Here is a 9042-nt window from a genome sequence, read left to right on the forward strand (position 1 = left end):
TTCATAACGCCCTCACAAAACATCAGATGCACGCAAGCGGTGTTGTTGTTCGTAGGTGCCGTAATAGATGTCTTTAACGGTCTGTTCTGCCCATTCCACTAAGAGCGTGGCGTAAGCTAGGCTATTGCGCACAAAGGGGTGGGCTATATCATCATCGGGCGCTAGGTCGAATGTTTCTATGTACAGTTCAGCGACCTGTTCGCTTATGTCGATAGTGCTTTGCACTTTTGGATTAATGCAAAGCACTTGCTCTACGCCGTCCATAGCGGAAAGCATGGCCAAGATATCGCGTTTATCTAAAAATGGCCCACTTCTGCCTACATGTTCTCCGTCAGAATAGGTGAGCAATAAGATCTCATCACTCGTTACAAAAAACGGTGCTTTCGTGTGCATTTCAACCTCCATATCCCTTTAACTAACCAGATCAGCACTTGCTTCTTCGTGGTTCACAAGATATATGTACGATAATCGAACTATTATGTCAATAATATAATTCGATTATCGTACATTTTTTTAAAAAAAATTGGGAGGCCATTATGAATAAGGATATTAAAGTTTTATTTTATAGCTTGAAACGGCATGAAAGAGCGGCGTTTACCGCTTTTCTTACTCAAGCAGGGATCTTAAAAGATTATGAACAATCTGTTTCTGGCGGTCATCAGCACGTTCGTACATCTCCCAAAAATCCTGATCTTTATAAGAATTAGCTTGGACACAAGCAGGCACTTCTTCGAAAAACTCAATAATTTTTACTAGTTCATCTGCTTTAATTAAGCGCATTTCTTTTGAGGGATCTAAATTTATCATATTAAAGACAGCGGCGCGCCGTATGCCGAGATACTCGGCGAGGCGCGCTTTAGCGCCACGACCTTTTTTTTCGAGTTGCTCTTTGAGCCAAATTTTAAGCGGTATCTGATCTTTATTCATTATTTAATGAATCCTTTTATCGCACTTTTTATCAATATCGAAAATCGTATAAAGTTGTAATTTTTCACTTGCATAATTAGTACGATTTTCGTATATAAGTCATATGAGACAGAACCCAGCTTATTCAATCATTACATTATTTGGAGGAGTGGCTAAGGTCGCTTCGGTCGTAAATAGTAGTATTACAACAGTACGCAAGTGGTACTATCCTACAGATTGCCGAGAAGGTAAGGGCGGGGTTATCCCAGCTAAATATCAAATTCGCCTCCTGAACTACGCAAAAGATCACAACATTGACCTGCGCCCTGATGACTTCTTTTATCCAGAACGGTTGCAAGCGCTTCTAGCACAGAGAGATAACGGTCAAGAGGCGAACTCCCCCCCTTGCGGTACGTCCGACCTACCGCAGGACGCCGCCCGCGCCCAGTCAAACCCCCGAATGGGCGCGGGTGGTAATCATAACAACTATAGCGTGCATACATAAAGAGTACACCATATCAACAGATGAAGACCATAAGGAATATGATCATGACAACAACAGAAGAACCTAAAGAACCCACCTACGAACAAATGCAAAATATTATAGACCAGCTAAACTCCATACAAAACCTTCTCGCAACGATCATCCGTAATCAATGAATGCGCTAAAGGCGGCTAAGCCTAAAGGAATATAACCATGCTACTAGGACTCATTTTCGCCATCGTATCAGCAATCTATCTAATTTCCATGGCTAGCGGTTACTACGCTCACCGCCTCGATAAGCGCATAATAGCCAAACAAAAAGAGGCCATAGAAGAGCTTACCAGTAAGCTCCTTGAAGCAGAAGACGCCCTAAACAAGCAAGAGTACATGATCAAAAACCTTAGCGGTTTTCTGAAAGGCGAACATCCTAATGTCCACCTTGTCCGCATTGGCATTAGCGTTGAAGACAATGACCAAATCGTAAGCGATGAAGATAGTTCATCAGAAGAACACGCAAAGATGCATTAAGAAGAACGGGGATATTAAGGAAATGGATATTGTTACTACTCCGGCAACATTTACTATTGCTTTAACAATTTTTATAGCAGCTTGTTTATTTTATGTATGGTTTGGGTTTGATTTTCTTACGGATTTATTTCCACGCCTTGGGTGGTTCATCATTTCCCTCTGGGCTCTTTCTTACATAGTTACATCAGTTTTTGTTACCACTCAACCTACAAAAACATGCTGTTGTACAGCGCAATATGTAACAAATCCAAGCGAACAGACAAAAATAGAGTAGGGAATTAATATGATAGCTTTTGAAATTGCAATGGTAATATTTTTAATAACCAGTCTCATTTGTATGATAGCTGGAATAATATATTTCATACAAAAGCGCCGATATTTTGGCATTCTCCCTGCTTGTATTTGTATAATTTGCTTTTTTTTTATGGTCAAATTCCCCCCCGAAACGTCTATAGACAACTCAGCATGTACATCGCAATGCATGACGCAACAACCGAGAAACTCTCAGTAGTTGAAAGGAAAGAACGATGAAAAAGCCGTATTACTAAGATGCATTAGGGATATGTGAAATGGATATCATCATTGCGCTAGCCTCTTTGGCTGTAAACATCATTTTCATAGGCTTTGCAGTTTGGTTTTACCGCGTGTATGGCAATCCGCTTGATTTAGAAAAGTATAGACGTATCAATAGAGAGAATAAAGGGGTTATCCTTTATCAAAGTAAAGCTATTTCTGATCAGAATAGGACTATTGAGGACTTAAAAAAGTCTATTAACGACCTAAAAAAGCCTGAAGATGAAAAGCAAGAGGCCATACTAGAGCTAAGGAAAATCATTAAGGAAAAAGACAGCGTTATTAAGGAAAAGGACAGCGTTATTAAGGAAAATTCTAATAAAATATCCGACATGTCATTTATGCTACGGATGTTCGAGATAGATAGAACGCAACTTAGAGAAGAAGTAAAAGAGAAGAAAAACTACATTAAGTTTCTTAAGGGATATTCTTTGATATGAGAAATGGAAAAACAAGCAGAAAATCTAGCTGAGAGAAAGGTGCATTCTATGACCACAATAGAAATAATATTTTCAATAGTATCTACAGCACTCCTCCTGCTTTGCCTTGGATTTTATTTCAACGCTTATGCTTTTAGGAAACTATCGCAAAAGCGCCAAGAGCGTTCTGAAAAAGAAATCGCGCGTATCATTAATTACCTAAAGGATATGCAAAGTCAGATTGATATAATTACTAGCCAACAGGAAGAGCTTATTAAGGATCCTAAAGGCCGAGACCTAGAACCATTTATAGAGTCTTCCGAAACAAAGCCTAATAAATATGATGAAGAAGGAACGGCACATGGGTACCGCGTACCTTTTGCATTCGAGCTTGATTTAGACTTTGCTCAAAAGCAAGGCTTCACGGAGGAAGGGGCTATATTAGAAGCCGAAAGGTTTCGTCAAGCTTTTGAAAACAGGTACTGTTACGGCGAAAAATTATATTACCAGAAACATCACTGGATCGTTGCGTGGAAAAATTGGGTTCGTCAAAGAAAAGCCTTTCGAGGAACCCATTAGATGAGAAAAGCTAGATTATAAGGTGCGCGAGACAATGACAGAAAGTATTTTATTCTCAATCATAGGCTTATCTCTGAGTTTATGTACTTGGATTTTCTTCATATCGCATAGAGATATTAAGCTTATAAATCAGATAACGATAGATATAGAACAAAATTCAGCAATCCTCAAAGAGGAAGAGATGACAACAGAAGATTTGATGAAAAAGTTTTCTGAAATAGAAAGAGATATTTTAACTGTGAAAAGAAAGTGATAAAAAATGTTCATGCCAACAATCCAATATGTTTTATTTTTTTGGTCGCTATTTCTACTATTATTTTATTTTATTATCAAAAAAAGAATAAAAAAAACAAAGTACACTTGTGCTAATATTTTATATAGAAAGAAATCCGGAATAAGAAGACAAGTAGTCTTAAAAAGATTTATAAAATACAAGATAGAAGAAGCGAAAAGTGAACTACTAGAAAATCTCTAAAGGAATTGCAAGGATAGATTATTAACTTTATTTTATAGGAGGGATATCAAGACTATATTTTATATGTACCGTCTCATTATGATCATTGGCAGATGTATGATGTATATGAAGTGTAATCTTTGGCTCATTGTACGGCTCATTGCACAGGAAATGTAGATCAAGAATAGTATAATTAATGTGCTGTTTTTTAGGGCGTATATTGATGATTTTCAATAATACACAAGACTGTTCTAAAGCTTTTTTGCATGATCCATAGAAGCAAAGGTGTTTTTCCTCTGTCCTTTTTGCTGTAGGATTTTCACGCAAAATGGGATTAAGTTCCGTTCCAATAAACTCTAAATGGAGAACATAAGATTCATCATCATACATCTTTTCGATATATTCTTGTTCGTTTTCCATGAAAAGACTACCAATCTTATTGGTTAGACTTCTCATTTTATCTTTAAAGGACTCAAATGTGCATGCATTTTCTTTAAAAATTAATGGATTGTCATCGGATCGGATATAAAGATATCCTTGATGATTATACTGTTGTTGGAGTTATTTATTAATTTTAATGAAACTATGAGCTCCCGCGAAAAACTACCATCTTTATTGCTTAAGTCACATTCATTACTTTCTGGAAAATATGCATGTATTCGCTCTATTTCTAAGGGAAGTCCAAGATCAACTTTTCTTTTTTCCTCTAAATTCAAGCCAAGTTTTGCTAAAGAAATTATCGTGTTTTCTTCCAAGCTTTTGGCTTTATTTTTTTTTTCTATTTCTAGAGCTTCTTTGTTTGTCTTATTTTTGTTCCATAAGTGGACAAATTTTATAATACGCCCAATAATCGTGATTATTATTCCCGCTATAGGGATAATCCAGACTAAGTTTTTGCTTATCCAATCCCACATCCGTAATTACCCCCCTTTGCGTTTTATTTATTCAATAGCAAAGCACTGTAATTCGCGTTTTATGATTCTGCAACGGGGGTTGGCATGAGGACTATTCTATGCCTTGACCTGGTGGTAGCAAAATGGGCTGGGCGGCATTTTGCGGTAATGGATTTATACGCAAGCCGCAGGTACACAGCCTTGCTAAAGATGCTTTTTGCCAAGGCGCTATGACCAGCGGCTCTGTTACCTTTAAAAAAAGAACTTTTGACGGGGGCGGCGTACGCTTTTCTAAATTCCGCATATGGCTAAGTGATACCAAACACCGCTTTGAATGTGCTGGAAGTAGTCTTGATAAAATCTATTACGAAGAAGTGCGTCGCCACCTTGGAACAGATGCCGCCCATGTTTACGGCGGCTTTTTAGGCGTTCTCACCGCTTGGTGTGAACATCATCAGATTGACTATCAAGGCGTGCCCGTTGGTACCATTAAGAAGCACGCTACAGGCAAAGGCAATGCATCAAAAGATGATGTTTTAAATGCCATATGGGATAGAGGCCATCATCCAGAGGATGACAACGAGGCCGATGCCTTAGCCCTTTTATATTACGCTTTAGATCGAGAGGAGGAAGCAGACAGACAATGACTAACGCTTGTCTCATGGCTAAGCCCCTTATGGGTGGCGCTGCTCTTACAAGACATAAGGCCGTGATTAATGGCCATAAGAGCATTCAGATCAATATGAGATTTCACGATATAGATAGAGGGGTTTTAGTATGAATAGTGCTATGCCATGGGTTAAATTTTCGCCATGCGATTGGATTGTAGGGACGCTTGGCCTAATGCCAGAGCAAAAGGGCGTTTATATCGATCTGCTCATGCTCATGTATGAGAGGAAGGCGCCGGTTAAGTTTGATATAGCTTTTTTAAGCCGGGCATTTGGCTGCTCACAAAACAAGCTACGTAAAATCATTGATGAGTTAGTGCGCTTAGAAAAAATCATCATAACCCAAGCCGGTATTTGGAACGCACGCGTTGAAAAAATGCTTGCTGGTTTTGAGGATGACAAAGAGCGGCACGAGGATCTTTCAGAAAAAAGACGCAAGGCGGGTCTAGCAAGCGTACAAGCGAAATCCATAAAAAAAAACAACATGTTAGCGAGGGTGTTCCAACAAACGCTCAACAAAATTTCAACAAACGCTCAACAAACGCTCAACAAAATTCAACACATGTTGACCATATAGAAGAAGATAAAGAAGAAGATATAGATATTAAAAATATTTGTTCTAACGAACAAATACAAAAAAAATCGCTTGATGATGGCCAACCAATCAACAGCGCAATGGCGCTTGAGACCACGGACAGCATTAGCAAATCACCAGCAAAGCCGCCGGAGCCTTCGCAAGCCCAGCTACAAAAATCCGCGCTTGAGGAGGAGTTTGAGGGGATTTTTTGGGGAGAATACGGGCATAACGTCAACAAGAAAAAAGCGCGTGAAGCCTTCATCAAAGCCCGCAAGAAATACGATCTCAAGGTGATTATGGACGGGGTAAGGCGTTATAAAAATTCCCGAGAATACCACGAATTTCGGATGCACGCCGCTACCTTTCTCAACAATGCGCGCTGGAGTGATGATTTTTACACCCTTAGGAACCAATTCCTCCGCTATGGGCTCTTATCCCACGCCTAAGCCTTCCAGTAATCGCCATGTAGCAGGCGCAAGCATTCTAGCCAATATCGAAACGTCAAAGCGTGTAATGCCGCGCTTGCAAGAAATCCGCGAAAGGCTATTGGCCGATGCTAACCATTGAAACATTCCTAAGCCAACTCAACAGAATGGCCGCTTTGCTGCAATTAGAATTTACAGATCACTGGGGTGAATTACTTTATCACGAGCTTGCCCCGCTTTTTACCGATGAGGAATTCGCGAACGCGTGCAAGCAAATTCTGCACAATGAGCAAACCTACGGCAAAATGCCCAGCCCCGCGATCTTCGTCAAATATAGCCGCAGAAAGCAACCAACAGAGGACGTGCGCCATGAAATTGAGCGCGCACGTTTCATCAGCAAAGTATCTGAATATATTAGCTCTAATTTTATCTCGTCCTATGAAAAAACAGTTTTCAATGAGTCTTTGACGCCCCGTGAATACGCTTGTTTGCGCCAATTTGGGGGGATTTCGGAGCTCTGGAAACAGGTCAATGATGAGAGGTTTTCTACGCACGTTGCGCATGTTTTACGCCGTGTCGGAGATGTTTTTGACACGATCAGCAAAGTGGAAGAAGCAGAAACGTACTTATTGACCACACGTACCGAACACAAACAGCTAGGCGGTTTTGTTAAGCTTGGCAATGTCGTGAAGTTCTCACCGTCTTTGCAGAGCAAGAGCGAAAAAGATTTGAAAAAAAAAAACGCGCAAGCGTAAATTAAGGAAAAGGAAAAATGACAAGTTTGAATATGGAGATCCGGCTTATTGAGAGGAACATCAAGGCACCAGAAGCAAAATCAACAGATCTTTAGTAACGTTTAAGTCGACGAGAAGGTACCGTATACGGATGAGGCAAAAACATGTTTAAACGCTCTATTAGAAACAAAACCATTGTCGCCACCCTATCGGGCTATGCAAACCATAAAGCGGCGTACAACAAGTGTTCTACAACCTCTACGAGGACAAATACGGGCGGCGTTTCATGCAACGCTTTGAAGGCAAAACCTATAATTACACACCCTTTGGTGCTGATTTTAGCGTTGCGGCCTATGTTGATGCTTGGCTCCATGGCGGCTCTTTGCCACAAGCCGCTTTAGCAAAAAGCCAAGCCGAAGAAGCCGAAAACCTGCTTGATTTGGAAGAGATTACAGGCCTACAGCTATTTGAACAGAAGGAAACCACACAATGTCTAGCCTAAATAAAGTTATACTTATTGGCCATTTGGGCAGAGATCCAGAAATCAAAGCCATGCAAACGGGCGGGCAAGTGGCTCTATTCTCATTAGCAACTAGTGAACGCTGGAAGGATAAGAACACGGGTGAGAAGCGCGAAAAGACCGAATGGCATCGCATTGTGATTTTTGACGAAAACCTTGTCAATATTGCCGCCTCTTATCTAAAAAAGGGAAGCCATATCTACGTAAGGGCAATTACAAACCCGCAAATGGAAAGACCAAAGCGGTGTGGAACATTACACCACAGAAGTTGTTTTACAGAAATACCGCGGTGTTATCCAAATGCTGGGGCAAGCAGGCAATCAAGGTCAAGACACACAGCAAGTCACAAGCCAAAAGCCCCCAGCTGGTGCTAGCACCATGACCTATGGCCAACACAGAGGCCAAACACAGGCATCCTATCAAGCGCCATTATCCTACGATGATCAACTCGATGATGAAATACCGTTTTAGAGAGGCAAACGATTGCAAAACGCGTGCTTATCATTGATTAATATTTTAATATCTCATCCAAGGAAAGCGAAACAAAGATGATTGATCCTGCACTGTTCAATTTACCATGGTTGACATTGGTCACATTAGCCTCTGGCTATGCTGGGTATCATATTGCCAATAACGGCATACACATGGATGATAGAACCGCAAACATCTTCTTCCCGTCCCTTTGCTTTGGCTTGATTGGTGCGAGTTTTTATAAAGCCGCCGTGTATTTTGGTATGGTTGAACCTTTTCCGGCTATCCCTGCATTTTTGGGGACAATTATTATAAGCGCGCTTTGGCGTAAATATGTTCGCCTATGGTTTTATAAAATACTACGTAAGCTGGATATTAGTCACTGCGACCACACCCCTTCTGCTTGGATCCAGTTTAGCGAAACTCTAAATACGCGTTCCTATGAACTGAATGTTGTTTTAAAAGACGATACTTGCCTCCTATCCAGGGATCTATATCGCTTTGAAGATCTTCCCAATGGCCCCTACGCTTTGGGAGCGACAGGAGACATTGTGCTTTATGTGACTGATGCGCATAATCCTTTGCAAGACGAGTGGAGAGAGTATGATGAGGTATTGAACGAAGAGTTTGGCGCTTACGCGACTTACATTCCTGCTGATCAAATCAAAATGGTAAGCTTGCGGAGAAAATAGACTACTTCTTTTTAGATGAAGAAGAATGAGAAGGTATACTGATGGCTTCTGCTGAGAGTTACTAGGGGATTGACCTCTTCCGGTGACGGTAGCTCCCCTTTCTACTTTTTGTCTATCGG

Annotated in this window: 17 protein-coding genes and 1 pseudogene; 14 read left to right on the top strand and 4 right to left on the bottom strand. The window is 40.6% G+C overall.

Going from position 1 to position 9042, the window contains the following annotated elements:
• Window positions 1-12 precede the first annotated feature (12 nt).
• Complete coding sequence (locus ACK28X_RS08960; RefSeq protein ID WP_412058579.1) at window positions 13-393, bottom strand: hypothetical protein; 381 nt, start codon at window positions 391-393, stop codon at window positions 13-15.
• 213 nt (window positions 394-606) lie between these two features.
• Window positions 607-927 (bottom strand): XRE family transcriptional regulator, encoded by a 321-nt coding sequence (locus ACK28X_RS08965; RefSeq protein WP_412058580.1) that lies wholly within the window; start codon window positions 925-927, stop codon window positions 607-609.
• A gap of 103 nt (window positions 928-1030) precedes the next feature.
• Here ACK28X_RS08965 and ACK28X_RS08970 point away from each other — a divergent pair, with 103 nt between their 5' ends.
• From ACK28X_RS08970 to ACK28X_RS08995, 6 genes are all read left to right on the top strand, one after another.
• On the top strand, window positions 1031-1411 hold the full coding sequence (locus ACK28X_RS08970) for a hypothetical protein (RefSeq protein WP_412058581.1): 381 nt from the start codon (window positions 1031-1033) through the stop codon (window positions 1409-1411).
• A 243-nt stretch (window positions 1412-1654) separates the two neighbouring features.
• Window positions 1655-1918: a hypothetical protein gene (locus ACK28X_RS08975; RefSeq protein ID WP_412058582.1), complete on the top strand. Its 264-nt coding sequence runs from the start codon at window positions 1655-1657 to the stop codon at window positions 1916-1918.
• Window positions 1878-2192, top strand: a complete 315-nt coding sequence (locus ACK28X_RS08980) for a hypothetical protein (protein WP_412057089.1) — start codon at window positions 1878-1880, stop codon at window positions 2190-2192. The genes ACK28X_RS08975 and ACK28X_RS08980 overlap by 41 nt, the downstream gene beginning before the upstream one ends.
• A 295-nt stretch (window positions 2193-2487) precedes the next feature.
• Complete coding sequence (locus ACK28X_RS08985; protein WP_412057090.1) at window positions 2488-2931, top strand: hypothetical protein; 444 nt, start codon at window positions 2488-2490, stop codon at window positions 2929-2931.
• A gap of 48 nt (window positions 2932-2979) precedes the next feature.
• Window positions 2980-3489, top strand: coding sequence for a hypothetical protein (locus tag ACK28X_RS08990; RefSeq protein ID WP_412057091.1), 510 nt, complete (start codon window positions 2980-2982; stop codon window positions 3487-3489).
• A gap of 34 nt (window positions 3490-3523) precedes the next feature.
• Entirely contained in the window at window positions 3524-3742 is a 219-nt protein-coding gene (locus ACK28X_RS08995; RefSeq protein ID WP_412057092.1) for a hypothetical protein, read from the top strand.
• 249 nt (window positions 3743-3991) lie between these two features.
• Here the strand turns inward: ACK28X_RS08995 and ACK28X_RS09000 are convergent, their stop codons facing one another.
• Together ACK28X_RS09000 and ACK28X_RS09005 are read right to left on the bottom strand one after the other, a co-directional pair.
• Complete coding sequence (locus tag ACK28X_RS09000) at window positions 3992-4399, bottom strand: hypothetical protein (RefSeq protein ID WP_412058583.1); 408 nt, start codon at window positions 4397-4399, stop codon at window positions 3992-3994.
• A 44-nt stretch (window positions 4400-4443) separates the two neighbouring features.
• On the bottom strand, window positions 4444-4857 hold the full coding sequence (locus tag ACK28X_RS09005; protein ID WP_412058584.1) for a hypothetical protein: 414 nt from the start codon (window positions 4855-4857) through the stop codon (window positions 4444-4446).
• Window positions 4858-4979: 122 nt separating this feature from the next.
• Between ACK28X_RS09005 and ACK28X_RS09010 the strand changes: the two genes are divergently transcribed.
• The 8 genes and pseudogenes from ACK28X_RS09010 to ACK28X_RS09045 all read left to right on the top strand — a co-directional run bounded on the left by ACK28X_RS09010 (window position 4980) and on the right by ACK28X_RS09045 (window position 8923).
• Complete coding sequence (locus tag ACK28X_RS09010; RefSeq protein WP_412058585.1) at window positions 4980-5483, top strand: hypothetical protein; 504 nt, start codon at window positions 4980-4982, stop codon at window positions 5481-5483.
• A gap of 130 nt (window positions 5484-5613) precedes the next feature.
• On the top strand, window positions 5614-6081 hold the full coding sequence (locus ACK28X_RS09015; RefSeq protein WP_412058586.1) for a DUF1376 domain-containing protein: 468 nt from the start codon (window positions 5614-5616) through the stop codon (window positions 6079-6081).
• 98 nt (window positions 6082-6179) lie between these two features.
• Window positions 6180-6527: a hypothetical protein gene (locus tag ACK28X_RS09020; protein WP_412058587.1), complete on the top strand. Its 348-nt coding sequence runs from the start codon at window positions 6180-6182 to the stop codon at window positions 6525-6527.
• Window positions 6505-6648 (top strand): hypothetical protein, encoded by a 144-nt coding sequence (locus ACK28X_RS09025; protein ID WP_412058588.1) that lies wholly within the window; start codon window positions 6505-6507, stop codon window positions 6646-6648. The genes ACK28X_RS09020 and ACK28X_RS09025 overlap by 23 nt, the downstream gene beginning before the upstream one ends.
• Window positions 6635-7261, top strand: a complete 627-nt coding sequence (locus ACK28X_RS09030) for a hypothetical protein (RefSeq protein WP_412058589.1) — start codon at window positions 6635-6637, stop codon at window positions 7259-7261. Before ACK28X_RS09025 ends, ACK28X_RS09030 begins: the two co-directional genes overlap by 14 nt.
• A 265-nt stretch (window positions 7262-7526) precedes the next feature.
• Entirely contained in the window at window positions 7527-7742 is a 216-nt protein-coding gene (locus tag ACK28X_RS09035; RefSeq protein WP_412058590.1) for a hypothetical protein, read from the top strand.
• Window positions 7730-8073 (top strand): annotated as a pseudogene (gene ssb, locus ACK28X_RS09040) (single-stranded DNA-binding protein); the annotation flags it as partial. The gene ACK28X_RS09035 and the pseudogene ssb, both read left to right, overlap by 13 nt.
• Before the next feature lie 235 nt (window positions 8074-8308).
• Window positions 8309-8923: a hypothetical protein gene (locus ACK28X_RS09045; protein ID WP_412058591.1), complete on the top strand. Its 615-nt coding sequence runs from the start codon at window positions 8309-8311 to the stop codon at window positions 8921-8923.
• Window positions 8924-9042: the final 119 nt, after the last annotated feature.

The organism is Bartonella sp. DGB2 (assembly GCF_046843095.1).
Taxonomy (GTDB): domain Bacteria; phylum Pseudomonadota; class Alphaproteobacteria; order Rhizobiales; family Rhizobiaceae; genus Bartonella.